This is a genomic window from Akkermansia sp. GGCC_0220, assembly GCF_017566105.1.
In the GTDB taxonomy this organism is placed as follows: domain Bacteria; phylum Verrucomicrobiota; class Verrucomicrobiia; order Verrucomicrobiales; family Akkermansiaceae; genus Akkermansia; species Akkermansia massiliensis.
This window is the reverse complement of sequence record NZ_JABFCI010000020.1, coordinates 1-13,394: the sequence shown is the minus strand read 5'-3', so window position 1 is coordinate 13,394 and position 13,394 is coordinate 1. Positions and strand designations below refer to the sequence as shown.

Sequence of the window (13,394 nt, the reverse complement as noted above, 5' to 3'; positions counted from 1 at the left end):
CGTTCCGCAGGCTTTCCATGAAGAAACAGCCGTTCAGCTGCCGTGGCGGGAGAAGGGCGGCATGCAGGAATTCCCGGTTTTATTCCCTGGGCAGGAAGTAGCCGCGCTGTTTTTCCGAGATGGGCATGCCCAGGCGTTCCATGACGGCCAGCATGTCTTCCCAGACCTTGCGTTTTTCCCGCGGGCTGTCTGATCTCAACAGGTAGCTGGGATGGTAGGTAACGCGCACGGGAATGCCGTTGAGGTCGTGGAACCTGCCGCGCATGGAGCTGACGGAACCCTGTATCCCCAGCAGCCCCACGGCGGCAGTCCCACCCAGGGCTACGATCATCTTCGGCTGGATGACCTGGATTTCATTCATGATGATGGGCAGGCAGGCTTCAATTTCTTCCGGCGTGGGGGCGCGGTTGTTGGTCCGCTGGTTAGGCAGCGCAGGACGGAATTTGACGATGTTGGAGATGTAGACCATGTCTCGGGAGAGTCCCATGGCCTTCAATATCTGGTTGAGTTTTTCCCCGGCGCGGCCCACAAAGGGCTCCTGCTGCACTTCTTCATAATAGCCCGGCGCTTCCCCGATGAGCATGAGCTCCGTATGGGGATTGCCCGTGGCAAAGACCATGGTGTCCCGCAGGGAATTGAGCTCCCGCGCCGGCTGCCAGTTCTGCGCCAGATCCCGCAGGTATTGCAGCTTGTCTTCCATCGTTCCTTCCGGAAGAGCGACGGTGGAGGCCGGTTCCCGGCTCTCCGGAAAGAGCTCCGGCGGTTCCGGTGCCCCGGAAGATACGGAGGCCGGGGCAGGTTCCGCCTGGGGCGGCGGTTCCGGAGAAACGGGGGGAGAGGGTGGAGCTGCGGGAACGGCAGCGGCGGGGCGGCTTCCCTGTTTGGCGGTCACGTACCACGTCCTGAGAACGTTTCTGGCTTCATCCGTCAGGCTCGTGCGCGTTGTTCCCTGCTGGATCAGGGAATCGAGATAATGGCGGAAAAGGCTGTTCGGCGTGGCAGTCATGGGAGGATAAGGCCAGATTAGTCCATGAGAGGCCGTCTGTCACGACGATTTGCAGGGGCCCTTCTTTCCTCATGGAACGCTCCGCTCCGGGGAATGACACGGTAAAAGATGGAATCCTTTGTGAGGGAAGAGGCAAATTGGGCTTCTCCGGTTCAGGCGTGGAAATGGCCTTGGGCAGCCGGCTCTCTCAAATTTTATTTAATCTTCCTATGTCCTTTTCTGAAGAATTAAACGGTCTGATGGACCATCCCTCTTCCCTGGTGCGCCGCTTCATGGCATTGCTGGAACCGGTGGACGACGCCCGCCTGGAGGCGATGGCGCAGGAGAGCCGCCGCCTGACGCGCCTGCATTTCGGCCGGACCATCCGTCTCTTTGCCCCCATTTACCTGTCCAACGAATGCATCAATAATTGCAAGTACTGCGGTTTTTCCCGGGACAACCCCATCATCCGCACCACCCTTACGGTGGATGAAGTGGTGCAGGAGGCCCGTTACCTGCACGGGCTGGGCCTGCGCAGCATCCTGCTGGTGGCCGGGGAGCATCCCAAGTTCGTTTCTGACGGGTACATGCAGGAGTGCCTGGACGCGCTGCATACCTTTATTCCGTCCCTGGGGCTGGAAATAGGGCCGCTTCCGGACGACCGCTATGCGGAAATCGTCCACCATGGGGCGGAACAACTGGCCGTGTACCAGGAGACCTACAACCGGGAGGTGTATGAAACCCTGCATACGGCGGGCATGAAGAAGAATTTCAACTGGCGGCTGGATTGCCCGGAACGCGCCTACCAGGGCGGCTTCCGCCGCATTCAGATAGGCGCCCTGTTCGGCCTGTCCCCCTGGCGGCGGGAGGCCATGGCGCTCGCCGCCCATCTGGACTATTTGCAGAAGCATTGCTGGAAGTCCGCGCTTTCCGTGGCGTTCCCGCGCATGCGTCCCTACGCCGGGAATTACGAGTATGAACCCGATCCGGAACTGATGCTGGACGACCGCCATTTTGTCCAGCTTATGGCCGCCCTGCGCATCTGCTTCCCCAGGATAGGCATGTCCGTCAGCACCCGTGAACCCGCGCCGATGAGGGATGCCCTGATGCATCTGGGCATGACCCACATGTCCGCCATTGCCCGTACGGAACCGGGGGGCTACACGGGGGTGGGAACGGCCACCGCCCATTTGACGGTGCGGGGAAACCAGGTGGACCTTCCCGAGGACCGGAAAGGGCGCTGCAAGGCAACGGAGCAGTTTGAGATTTCCGACCAGCGCACTCCGGAACAGGTGGTCGGCGCCATCCGGAATGCGGGCCTGGAGCCTGTCTGGAAGGACTGGGACGCCGCGCTGGATGTGGTGTAAAGGGAGTCCGGATGCCCGGCGGCCGCTCTGCGGAATGACAGCCATACTTGCGTGATGCTGTGATGGAGCATTGACGGCATGCCCCGTCTGTCATATTTCCGGGGACGATGATTCGTTATTATTGGGGGAGGTTTTGGCCGTTCCTCCTGCTCGCGTTCGGTATTGAGGCGGTGGAAAACCTGTTTACGGTGTTTTTTGAATACCGCAACATGGATTTCGGGGTCATTCCCCTTCTGAAGACGGCATACATTTTCGTGACGGAGTTTTCCATCACCATGTGCTACTGGCTCATCCCTTATGCCGTTTATTTGTGGATTCTGCCGCGCGGTAGGGCGGGGGGAAAGGCGGACCGGTGGATCACCTGCGCATGGTTTTTCCTGTTTGTGCTCGCCAACCTGTTTGAGGACGTGGCGGAAGCCTTCTTCTGGAATGAGTTTGAAGCCAGCTTCAATTTCATTGCAGTGGATTACCTGATTTATACCAAGGAGGTGATCGGGAATATTTATGAATCCTACCCCATCATCCCGATTCTTATCGCCATTCTGGCTGTATCCGTCCTGGCCGTCTGGGGGATGAAGCGTTTTCTGGTTCCCCGCCATGGGGAAGCTCCCGCGGGGTGGAAGCGGGGCTGCGTGGTGCTGTTCCTGCTGGCGTGCATAACGGGAGGGTATTGGCTGGTGGACATCAAGGATGCGGATGCCGTGAACAACCGCTATAACTCGGAAATGGCCAAGGACGGCCTTTACAGCCTGTTCAGCGCCTTTCTCAAGAATGAACTGGACTACCGCGATTATTACAAGACGCTGCCGGACGCGGATGCGGCGGCGTTTCTGGCCCGGGAATTCACGGCGGATGACACGTCCGTGCCTGACGCCGCATCAGGCAGCGTGAAGAGGCGGGTGCGCCCCTCCGGGGAAGCCATCCGGCCCAACGTCGTGGTTGTGGTCATGGAGAGCATGGGGGCGGAGTTTTTAAACGAGTGCCGGGAGGACGGCGCGAATGTCACGCCGTGCCTGAGCCGTCTGGGCAAAGAGGGCATTTTCTTCCCGAATACCTATGCCACGGGCACCCGCTCCGTGCGCGGGCTGGAGGCGGTCAGCACGTCCATACCGCCTCTGCCCGGCATGTCCATCCTCCGCCAGGAGGGGAATGAGCATTTGCAGACCATCGGGTCCATATTCAGGGACAAGGGGTATGACCTCAAGTGGATCTACGGCGGCTACGGGTATTTTGACAACATGAATTACTTCTTCGGGAACAACGGCTTCCAGGTTCTGGACCGCAATTCCATGGATGATTCAGAGGTGACCCATTCCACCATCTGGGGCGTCTGTGATGAAGACCTGTTCCGCCGCGCCGTGCGTGAGGCGGATGAGTCCTTCAAAAGCGGCTCTCCTTTTTTACAGGTGGTGTTCACCACGTCCAACCACCGCCCCTATACCTATCCGGAAGGGCGCATAGACATTCCTTCCCATACCGGGCGCATGGGCGCCGTCAAGTACGCGGATTATGCCGTGGGGGCCTTTGTGGAGGAGGCCAGGAGCAAACCGTGGTTTGAGAATACGCTGTTCGTGTTTGTGGCGGACCATGGCGCGGGCAGCGCCGGGAAACAGACGCTTAATCCGGAAACGCACCGCATTTTCTCCATTTTCTACGCTCCGGCCCTGCTGAAGCCGGAACGGATTGAGACGCCTGTCAGCCAGATTGACGTGCTGCCCACCCTGCTCGGCCTGCTGAAATGGCCGTATGATGCGGCGTTTTATGGAAAGGACGCCTTGAAACCCTCCTACCAGTCCCGGTATTTCGTGAGCAATTACCAGTACATCGGCTACTTGAAGGGAAGGGACATGGTGGTGCTTAAACCCCAGCGCGGCGCGGAGTTTTTCCGTGACGGGGAGCCTGTGAAGCCGGATGCCCGGATGAAGGAGCTGGAAAAGGAGGCGGTTTATTATTATCAGCACGCTTCCGGCTGGCGCACCAGTTTGAAGGAATAAGCCCTTTCCCGTGATGCGGATGCCGCCGTCTCCGCGGCAATCCGCCAAGGGAGGGGAACCGGTTCAGGATTTGGGTTCGTCCCTGTAATCCTGGAGGGCGTCCCAGTGGAACGTGAAATGCTTCTGCATGTGCAGCCCGTTGGCGAGGATGAACATGAGGGAAATGCGGAATTCGTTGTTGGTCAGCCCGTCCAGTTCCTTCTTGTCAATCTTCATGGAAAACTTGCCGCTCTTTTTCCCCAGGCGCTGGGAGAAGGAAACGGCGTCATAGTCCTGGTTGACCGCATAGGGCGGGTCCTGGACGTAGACGTTCAGCGCCTTGACGGTCTGGGGGCTCTTGTAGCTTCCGGAGATGAGAATCTGGTCTCCCTTGAAGGAAATGGCCGTGTCCTTGATTTCCACTTCCGGCCTGCCTTCATAGAATTTCTGTGCCGGAGTGACGGAGAACACTTCACAGGCGTCCAGCAGGGCGCAGCTGGCGGGGGTCAGGAAGGTGGGACTGGTGCCGAACGTGTAGTTTCCCGCGCCCATCAGGGCCGTGCCGTACTTTTTGCCGTCCGAGGCGGTCTGGTGGTTATGGGGCAGGTTGAGGCCGTGGCCCAGCTCATGGGCCAGGCCGCCGTACCATTTGGTCAGCAGCTGCCCTTCCCTGGTTTTCTGGCCCAGGTGCTTGATGTCAAAGGCCGGATAATCCAGGGCAAAGCAATTGCGGCCCATGCCGTAGAAGGGAACGCCGCCGGGATTGTCGGGGCCGTTCTTTTCATCGTTCCAGGTAGGCATGATGACCAGGGTGTGCTGGCTTTTTTTCCTGTCCGGATTGGCCTTGAAAAATTCTTCAAGCTCCTGCGCGGCCTTCCAGCCGCCGCCGTTTTCATACGGATAGTGCGCCGCCGGGTTCTTGGCCTTGTATTCAATGATGTTCACGCGGCCGGGGGATTTGATGTCCAGGCCGAAGGAGCGCGCGCCGTAGCCGTGCCGCTGCATTTCCCTGCCGTAAAACTGCTGGAGGTAAAGCAGCAGTTCGCTGAGGCGCCGTTCGTAATCCGGAACGGGTTCCGTGTCACTGCCCAGAAAGTAAACGACGTTGAGCTGCTGGGCCGTTTTTTTCAGGGCAATCCGGTCTTTCAGAACGTCCGGAACGGTGACCCCGGCAGAAGATATTCCGGAAGCCGTCCCGAGAAGGGCGAAGGAAAAAAATGCGGAGAGAAGTCGTTTAAACATGCTTGCCTACGGTAGGCGCGCGCCCCTCAAAGACAAGGAAATTTACTGTCCGCGCTACCATTTGCGGAACAGGCGCCGGGTCAGGAGGAAGAACGGCGGAAAGGGGTGCGTCATGCCGTGAGGGTAAGTTGAAAAGGCTGAAAGATAGAGATTGCGGCGGCAGTAAATATATGACATCCTCATTAAAGCATGCATCTCCAATCTCTATTTCTATCTGCCGTTGCGGTGAGCTCCGTTTCTCTGGGTTGGGGGGCCCTGGACAAGCCTTCCGCCTCCAACCTGATCTGGTCTGATGAACCGGCCGTAGTTGTTTATCCGCAGGAGGACAAGAACCCCGACGGTAATTTCGGCAAATACAAGAAGCCTTCCGCCGTTTGGGAAGCGGAAGGGTATCCCATCGGCAACGGCCGCGTGGGGGCCATGATTTTCAGCGCGCCCAACCGCGAGCGGTTCGCCCTGAATGAAATCAGCCTGTGGTCCGGCGGCCCCAATCCCGGCGGCGGGTATGGTTACGGGCTCAATGCCGGCACGAACCAGTTCGGCAACTACCTGCCTTTCGGCGATTTGTTCGTAGACTTTAAAAAGGGGGACCAGCCAGCCTCCGTTTCCGTGGAGGATTTTACGCGCGCCCTGGATTTGCGGGACGGCATCCACAAGGTGAATTACAAGGCGGATGGCGTGACGTATGACCGCGAAGCATTCGCCAGCACGCCCGCCAATGTGCTGGTGCTGGAGTACAAGGCCAGCAAGCCCGGCCAGTTCAGCGCGGATTTTTCCATCAACAGCCAGCTTGAATCGGCTATTTCCGCCAAGGGCCCCGTCATCGCCTGGAAGGGAACCCTGAAAAACGGCATGAATTATGAAGGCCGTGTCCTGATCCGTCCCAAAGGCGGTACGCTTTCCACTGCGGACGATAAGATTTCCGTGAAGAACGCGGATTCCTGCATGGTCGTCATCGCCATGGAGACGGATTACCTGATGGACTATAAGAAGGACTGGAAGGGAGAGGCCCCCGCCAAAAAGCTGGACCGTTATGCGGCCAAGGCGGCCTCTGCGGATTATGCCGCCCTGAAACAGGCGCACATCGCCCAGTACAAGTCCATGTTTGACCGGGTGAAGGTCAACTTCGGCAAGACGGAGGCGGATGTAGCCAAACTGCCTATTCCAAAGCGGCTGGAAGCCTATAAGAAGAATCCGGTTGATCCCGATCTGGAAGAAACCATGTTCCAGTATGGCCGTTACCTGCTCCTGTCCAGCTCCCGGCCCGGCACGCTTCCGGCCAACCTCCAGGGGCTCTGGAATGTTTATCTCAATCCGCCCTGGGCCTGTGACTACCATAACAACATCAACGTGCAGATGGCGTACTGGGGTGCGGAACCCGCCAATCTTTCCGAATGCCATGAGGCGCTGATCAATTACGTGGAAGCGATGGCGCCCGGCTGCCGGGACGTCTCCCAGGCCAACAAGGGTTTCAATACCAAGGACGGCAAGCCCGTGCGCGGCTGGACGGTGCGTACCTCCCAGAACATCTTCGGCGGCAACGGCTGGCAGTGGAACATTCCCGGCGCGGCGTGGTATGCGCTGCATGTCTGGGAACATTACGCGTTCACCGGTGACAGGAAATATCTGGAAAAGCAGGCCTATCCCCTGATGAAGGAGATCTGCCATTTCTGGGAAGACCATTTGAAGGAGCTGGGCGCCAGGGGCGAAGGCTTCAAGACGAACGGCAAGGATCCGAACGAAGAGGAGAAGAAGGACCTGGCTGACGTAAAGGCCGGCACCCTGGTGGCCCCCAACGGCTGGTCTCCCGAGCACGGCCCGCGTGAAGACGGCGTGATGCACGACCAGCAGCTCATCGCGGAACTCTTCACCAACACCATCAAGGCCGCCCGCATCCTGGGCAAGGACGCCTCCTGGGCCAAGAGCCTGGAAGGCAAGCTGAAGAGGCTGGCCGGCAACAAGATAGGCAAGGAAGGGAACCTTCAGGAATGGATGATTGACCGCATCCCCAAGACGGACCACCGCCACACGTCCCACCTCTTTGCCGTTTTCCCCGGCAACCAGATCAGCAAGCTCAAGACGCCCAAGCTGGCGGAAGCCGCCCGCCTCTCCCTGGAATGGCGCGGCACGACCGGAGACAGCCGCCGTTCCTGGACGTGGCCGTGGCGCACCGCCCTGTGGGCCCGCCTGGGCGACGGGAACAAGGCGCATGAAATGGTGCAGGGACTTCTGAAATTCAACACCCTGCCGAACATGCTGACCACACACCCGCCCATGCAGATGGACGGCAACTTCGGGATTGTGGGCGGCATTTGTGAAATGCTGGTGCAATCCCATGCCGGCGGCCTGGACATCATGCCCTCCCCTGTGGAGGCGTGGCCTGAAGGCTCCGTGAAGGGGCTGAAAGCCCGCGGCAACGTCACGGTGGACTTCTCCTGGAAGAACGGCAAGGTGAGCAACGTGAAGCTGTATTCCGACCAGCCCAAGGTGCTGCCCGTGCGCGTCAACGGAAAGATGACCCGCATGAAAACCCTGCCGCTGAAACCCGGTGCGGAAGCTCCGCAGGCTGCTGCCAGGTAAAAGGAGGCGATTCCGTACCCGGTTTCAACTCCGGCAGCAAAATGACCATGGCTTCCAGCTCCCTCTTTATGGGGGCTGGAAGTTTTTTATTTTTCCGGCTTCACTGCGGGAAGAAACCGGCGTTTGGTTCAAAAAAGAGCGGAAAGGCACGGAAATGAGTACTGCCCGGAGAAAGGATTTTTTCTCTTAACGGAAAGGCGGCGGGAGACATTCCGGGGAATATCCGGAGGAATTGGCCTGCCTGCTTATGGAAAGAGGCGCAAGACGCTCATTTCTTTCCCATGCGCCCGATCAGCGAGCAGACGGTGCAGGAATGGAGGGAGCACAGGTCCTCGTGAATTTGAAGCAGGGCCTGGTGGTGCCATGCCTTCGCAAGAAAGGCTTTCGCGTCCGGCCTGCCGCCCAGCAGGGATTGGTGGACGGAGAGCACTTTTGTTCCCGCCTGTCCGGCCCGGAGGGAGAGGTAATGCAGCCACGCATGTTCGTCTCCTTTCGCCGGGAGAAGGTGGTTGACGGTAAAGTCCAGAATTCTGTCCCGGCCCATCAGGGCCATGGGGCGGGGGGACGGTGCGGAAGGCAGCGTCACATGGGTGCTCCAGTAGGGGTGCCTGAGGGAGGAAAGATAGTCCGCCAGTTCTTCCGCAGGGCCGGAATGGCAAAGACGCTTGAACGTGGCAAAATCCGCTGCGATGACGGCCAGCGCCCCCGCGCGCCTCTGCGGATGGTTGGCCGGCCTGCTGCCGGAGAACGTCCAGGGGAAGGAGCGCTCCGGCGCCAGTTCAAACTGTTCCCGCAGGGGCCACCATTGGGTCCAGAGTTTTTTATGATGCGCCACGGCTTCCGCCGTGCAGGAATCCGGCAGGACGGGGAGCAGGAATCCCGCCGTGCCGAAGAGGAGGGCCTCCGGGCATTCCCGGATGGCGCGCAGGGGGGCGCGCAAAGCCAGGTGCAGCATGGCGGCCTTGTTGGCATGGTAGCCCAGCGTTTCCGCCAGGCTTTCAAAAAGGGTTTGCTCTTCTCCTGCGTATTTGGCGCGTTCCGCATGGCGGCGGTGCTTGTTCCGGAACCGGTAGGCCGCTGCCGATTCAAGGAGGGTTTCCAGAAGCTCCGGAGGCATGGAGGTTAACAGGTCGGCGTGGCGGCAGTGGCGCACCGGGGCATTGCCGGAAGGGGCCGTTTTTGCCCGCGCCAGCGCAGCGGGAGGAATGACGGCCAGGGGGATGCGCTCGTGCCTGGCGTTGCGGGTGAACCATTCCCTGCGGCTGGGCGCGCAGGCGAGATGCAGGATGACGCCGCTGAATGCCGGGTTGGAGCCGTGCCCGTGGCGTTCCCAGTCTTCCGGAGCGGGGTCCAGTTCAATGTCTCCCGCCTGCGGAACGCCGTTGATGCGGATCCTGGCGTTTAGAAAATCCGGTCCGGCGGATTTGTTCCAGTCACCGAAGTCCAGAATGCGGACCTCCCTGCCCAAGTCATCCGTAAAGGAGGTTCCAAATGCGCCTTCCAGCAGGAGAAGCTGGAGCGTTCTCTCGTCCGGAAGCCCGGCAGGGAGGGAAAAGTCGGGTTCCCTGACGGCGCCTTGCCCTTCCTCCATTGCTGCGGAACGGGCGTCTCCGTACAGGGAGGCCATGGAGCGCATGTCCATGTTGGATAGGGGGAAGGTTATTTATCCTTCTGCCGTTCCAGTTCTTCCTTCAGGCAGTCGGTCACGTTGCGGAATTTTTCTTCGTTCTCTTCGCTCAATTCGCTCAGGGTCAGATGGGAGTTGAGAACGTGCAGAGTCTGGTCCTTGGCATCCAGATGAACGGTGGGAGCGTTCTCCGAGCCCAGGCTGGCGCGTATCTGGTCCACTTTCCCCCTCCAGGGGGCTGTGGGCGGTTCAATGCTGAGCAGGGCGTCCAGTCCCAGGCTTTCCAGCGCGCTCAGGCAGCGTTCGCTGGGGGAGGCGATCTGGACGGAGCCGCCGATGGGCAGCAGCCGGCGCGACAGTCCCGCAAGAGTGCCCATGAAGGTGGAGTCAATGCCGGAGCAGGTTTCCAGGTCAATGACGATCAGGCGTCCTCCGGAAGCGATGTAATCATCCCCCAGGGATTTGACGGTCGGGCTGTTGGCGAAACTTCCGCGTCCGGAGCACCGGATCCAAAGAAATTCGTCAAAAAGGCCGAAAAGAATGGAAGAATTGTTATTCACGTCGTTGGAAAATGGAAACCGTATGAATAACAAGAGAAGACGCCGCGGTCAAGTCAGGATTTAACATGCGCGCCGCCGGAAGAAGGCGTATCCCCCGTGTGCGGGGCCTGCCTCCGGCGGCTCTCTTCCCGTTGTGTGGAGGGAGCGCCGTGCGGTTCAGAAATTCCTGGCGCCTTCCCCCGTGCCGGGGAGGAAGCGGTAATACACCTCCAGCATCAGCGTAGCCAGGCACTGGCGGTAAATTCTATCGTTGGCATGCCGGTTCTGGCTGGTCTGCACCACTCCGCCGGGACCTCCGAAGCCGTTGGGCATAAAGCTCCCGTCGGAGGCCTGGGCGCCGAGGGTGGAGTCACGGAAGGCCCTGTTGTAAGCCTTCCAGACGTCGCCGCCGCGGTTCATGGCCGCCTGCACCCCGTAGTAATGCTGGTAGAGGTTGGAGGAAGTGTTGTTGGCCTTCCAGTTGAACGGCTGGTTGGTATTCTTGAGCATCCAGTCCAGCCCCCTGCGCGCCGTGCTGTCCGAGCCGCTGCCGCACATTTGCAGGGAAAGCACGCCCACGCCCACCAGGGAGGCCCGTGGTTCCCGGCCGTTTTCCTGGTAGGAAAAGAGGCCGTCCGGAAGGGCGGTTTTGCGGCAGTACATGGCCGCCTTCCGCAGGGCCGCGCGTATCTCTCCCCTGGAAGGTTTGATGCCGCCGTGTTCGGCTGCCTTCAGGGCCTGCACGTTCCAGCCGGTGACGGAAAGGTCCGTGTGGGCTCCGGGCTGGGTGTTGTAATTGTAGGCCCAGCCGCCGTTGGCATTCTGCCCCTTCATAATCTGGTCCACGGCCTTGGTGACGACTTGCTCCAGGTTGGCGATGGAGGGAATGTCCATTTGCTTGCAGAAGGTGTAGGCCTCGCACAGGGCATAGGTGGCGATGGCGTGGTCATAGCTGACCTCGTTCATTTGCGGCACCAGGGAGATGACGGGGGATTTCATTCCCTGGTCCACCAGGAAGGAGATGCCCTTCAGGACAGTATCGCCGAAGTCCTCGGAAAGAGGTGTTTCGCAGTGGGCCAGATAGGAGAGCAGGGAGAGCCCGGTCATGGCGCACTTGTAATTCTGGGGGCCGTCCCCCCAGGAGCCGTCCCTGTTCTGCTGCTTCTGGAGCCACTTGAGGGATTTGACCACGGCTTCCTCGCACTGCGGGGTGCCTCCGTTTTCCGTGATGCGCTTCATGCGGTCGTTCAGGTCGCAGCGCTTGGAAAGGACGTCTGTATCCGGTTTGTCCCATCCCGGGCCTTCTCCGTCGTCGAACGCGATTCCGTCTCCGATTTCAATACCCGTGAAAAACTCTTCCGTGGGAGCATCCTGTTCCAAATCCGGAATGGGCACGGCAATATGCAGGGGGGTGCTGGAGGCAATGACTTTCACCTGCTGGCCGGCAGGTGAATTGGAAGGGCGTGTGGCTTTCCTGACGAGTTCGGGTGTGTCGGGTTCCTCCGGTCCCTGGTTTTCCGACGGATAGGTAATGATGGAAGGCGGTTCCGGAAGGAACGTGATGATATTTGCCAGGTAGAGCAGGAGGCCCGTCATGGCGACGCCGAGGGCGGAGACGGAGACCGCCGCGGCCAGGTTTTTAACGCGCTGTTGTTTCAGTGCCGCAAGGGCTTCTTCTGTACTTTCAATATGCAGGCTCATGGAAGGAATGGGGTTTGATTAGGATTCCACCATCTCCCCAAGAGTGCGCAGGGACAAGTTTAAAATTTATAATATACTTATATTTAGCATGTTGTTATTAAAATGTTACTTAAGAAGGCTTGGAAATACCCCTGGCGGAAGAAAAGCGGCCTCCCGTTCCGCGCGAGGGATATGAAAAGCCCCCTTTCCCGGGAAGGAAAGAGGGCTGCGAAAAAGCCGGTGAATTTCGTCAGGAATTCTTGGTGCCTTCACCCGTACCGGGCAGGAAGCGGTAATAGGTTTCCAGCATCAGCGTAGCCAGGCACTGGCGGTAGATGTTTTCAGACTTGCCGGTCATGCCGGAAACGTAACCCACATCGTTCTTCCGGAAGCTGCCGTCCGCATTCTGGCCGCTGAGCACGGCGTCCCGGAACGCTTTGTTGTAGGAGGTCCAGACGTCTCCGCCGCGGTTCATGGCCGCCTGCACGCAGTAGTAGTGCATGTAAAGGTTGCTCTTGACGTTTTCCGTGCCGCTGCCCTGGCCCCACTGGAGGGTCTTGACGTTGTTCTTGATCCAGTCCAGCCCCTTGCGGGCGGCGCTGTCAGAACCGTTGCCCGTCATTTGCAGGGAAAGCACGCCCACGCCTACCAGGGAGGAGCGGGGCATGTTGCCGTTTTCCTTGTAGGCGAACTTGCCGTCCGGCATCACATTCTTGCGCACGTAGCTTGAGGCCTTGCGCAGCGTGGAGCGGATATCCCCCTTGGTGGGCTTGATGCCGCCGTGCTCCGCGGCCTTCAGGGCCTGCACGTTCCAGCCGGTGACGGAAAGGTCGATGTCCGGATTGATCTTGTTGTTGTAGCTGTAGGCCCAGCCTCCGTTGGGGCACTGGGCGTCAATGATCCTGTCCACGGCCTTGATGACGACTTTTTCCAGATTGGCGATGGAGGGAATGTCCATCTGCTTGCAGAAGGTGTAGGCCTCGCACAGGGCGTAGGTGGCTACGGCGTGGTCATAGCAGATTTCCTTCAAGGCGGGCTGTTCCGAGATGACGGGATTTTTCATTCCCAGGTCTACCAGGAAGGAGATGCCCTTCAGGACGTTTTCCCCGAATTCCTCGGAAAGGGGGGTCTCGCAGTGGGCCAGGTAGGCCAGCAGGGAGATGCCGGTCATGGAGGCGCGGAACTGGCCTTCACCCCAGGAGCCGTTGCCGTTCTGCTGTTTTTTAAGCCAGCGGAGGGACTTGACCACGGCTTCCTCGCACTGCGGGGTGCCGCCGTTTTCCGCGATGCGCTTCATGCGGTCGTTCAAGTCGCAGCGCTTGGAAAGAATGCCGGGAATGCCGCCCCCGTCCCCGTCGCCCGTGCCGGTCCCGAAGCCGTCGCCGATGTCGATGCCCATGG

At 59.6% G+C, this 13,394-nt stretch carries 9 protein-coding genes; 3 read left to right on the top strand and 6 right to left on the bottom strand.

The window, feature by feature from the left end; all coding sequences use genetic code 11:
- Nucleotides 1–79: 79 nt before the first annotated feature.
- On the bottom strand, nucleotides 80–1,006 hold the full coding sequence (locus HJW02_RS11840) for a uracil-DNA glycosylase (protein ID WP_022398174.1): 927 nt from the start codon (nucleotides 1,004–1,006) through the stop codon (nucleotides 80–82).
- 209 nt (nucleotides 1,007–1,215) lie between these two features.
- On the opposite strand from HJW02_RS11840, the gene thiH reads away from it, so the two are divergent.
- Nucleotides 1,216–2,352: a 2-iminoacetate synthase ThiH gene (gene thiH / locus HJW02_RS11835; protein WP_102721322.1), complete on the top strand. Its 1,137-nt coding sequence runs from the start codon at nucleotides 1,216–1,218 to the stop codon at nucleotides 2,350–2,352.
- Between the two features lie 107 nt (nucleotides 2,353–2,459).
- Nucleotides 2,460–4,346: an LTA synthase family protein gene (locus HJW02_RS11830; protein ID WP_102721235.1), complete on the top strand. Its 1,887-nt coding sequence runs from the start codon at nucleotides 2,460–2,462 to the stop codon at nucleotides 4,344–4,346.
- Nucleotides 4,347–4,409: 63 nt separating this feature from the next.
- On the opposite strand, the gene HJW02_RS11825 is transcribed toward HJW02_RS11830, so the two are convergent.
- Nucleotides 4,410–5,567 carry a hypothetical protein gene (locus HJW02_RS11825; protein WP_102721236.1) on the bottom strand — a complete coding sequence of 386 codons (1,158 nt, stop codon included), beginning with the start codon at nucleotides 5,565–5,567 and terminating at the stop codon, nucleotides 4,410–4,412.
- Between the two features lie 225 nt (nucleotides 5,568–5,792).
- Here HJW02_RS11825 and HJW02_RS11820 point away from each other — a divergent pair, with 225 nt between their 5' ends.
- Nucleotides 5,793–8,147, top strand: a complete 2,355-nt coding sequence (locus HJW02_RS11820) for a glycoside hydrolase family 95 protein (protein ID WP_180970984.1) — start codon at nucleotides 5,793–5,795, stop codon at nucleotides 8,145–8,147.
- Nucleotides 8,148–8,415: 268 nt separating this feature from the next.
- On the opposite strand, the gene HJW02_RS11815 is transcribed toward HJW02_RS11820, so the two are convergent.
- The 4 genes from HJW02_RS11815 to HJW02_RS11800 all read right to left on the bottom strand — a co-directional run.
- Nucleotides 8,416–9,789 (bottom strand): DUF2851 family protein, encoded by a 1,374-nt coding sequence (locus HJW02_RS11815; protein WP_102721238.1) that lies wholly within the window; start codon nucleotides 9,787–9,789, stop codon nucleotides 8,416–8,418.
- Between the two features lie 17 nt (nucleotides 9,790–9,806).
- Nucleotides 9,807–10,334, bottom strand: a complete 528-nt coding sequence (locus HJW02_RS11810; protein WP_022398168.1) for an STAS domain-containing protein — start codon at nucleotides 10,332–10,334, stop codon at nucleotides 9,807–9,809.
- A gap of 156 nt (nucleotides 10,335–10,490) precedes the next feature.
- On the bottom strand, nucleotides 10,491–12,014 hold the full coding sequence (locus tag HJW02_RS11805) for a prenyltransferase/squalene oxidase repeat-containing protein (protein WP_102721240.1): 1,524 nt from the start codon (nucleotides 12,012–12,014) through the stop codon (nucleotides 10,491–10,493).
- Between the two features lie 229 nt (nucleotides 12,015–12,243).
- On the bottom strand, nucleotides 12,244–13,394 hold a 1,151-nt coding region (locus tag HJW02_RS11800; RefSeq protein ID WP_208050645.1), incomplete at its 5' end, for a prenyltransferase/squalene oxidase repeat-containing protein.